Source organism: Anoxybacillus thermarum, assembly GCF_000836725.1.
Classification (GTDB): domain Bacteria; phylum Bacillota; class Bacilli; order Bacillales; family Anoxybacillaceae; genus Anoxybacillus; species Anoxybacillus thermarum.
The window spans coordinates 1-612 of record NZ_JXTH01000157.1; the positions used below are offsets into that span (position 1 = coordinate 1).

1 pseudogene is annotated in these 612 nt (G+C 44.8%); it reads right to left on the reverse strand.

The annotated features are described in order from the left end of the window. Positions 1 to 200, reverse strand: a pseudogene (locus LH47_RS14895) (helix-turn-helix domain-containing protein); the annotation flags it as partial. Positions 201 to 612: the final 412 nt, after the last annotated feature.

The window sequence follows — 612 nt, forward strand, 5'->3', positions numbered from 1 at the left end:
TTAAACCGTTCGACGTAGAAGGAAACCGATTGGCGGCATAGATTAACCATTTTTGCGACATCTTTTCCAAGAAACCCTTCCATGACGAGGCGAACGGCAGTCACCCGAGCGCGAAGCGAAGCATCTTTGATTTTCCGTTCTTGTTTCCGAAGGGTTCGAGGTGTCCAACCGTGATCATTTGTAATTTTAAGACGTTTCATGTCATTTCCGCTCCTTTTGTACGTGGGTATTTAGGAGCAGTATAACCATGGAAAAAGGTGTTCATACAGAAGTTATCATTTTAAGGTGCATGTATATAGTCGTCATTTTGCACATGGTGTGAGTAAAATATTTGTGGGTGACATTCAGGAATGATTCCCCGACGAGGGTTGCGAACTTTTGTTCGCGACGCTCGTCGGGGCCACCAAGCGAAGCGCGGTAGAAAAAAGCAAATGTCATGCAAAAAGGACTCTCTCCCTGCTATGATGGTGATGACCAACATCAATAAAACAGGAGGGAGAGAGTCCATGAAACATTTTACCACAGAATGGCCTTTATTAAAAGAGCTGGAGGAACAATTAGTCAGAACTCTTCAAAAGGTGTTCGCTGTCTTGTTGGCGGCCCTTTTGGAGG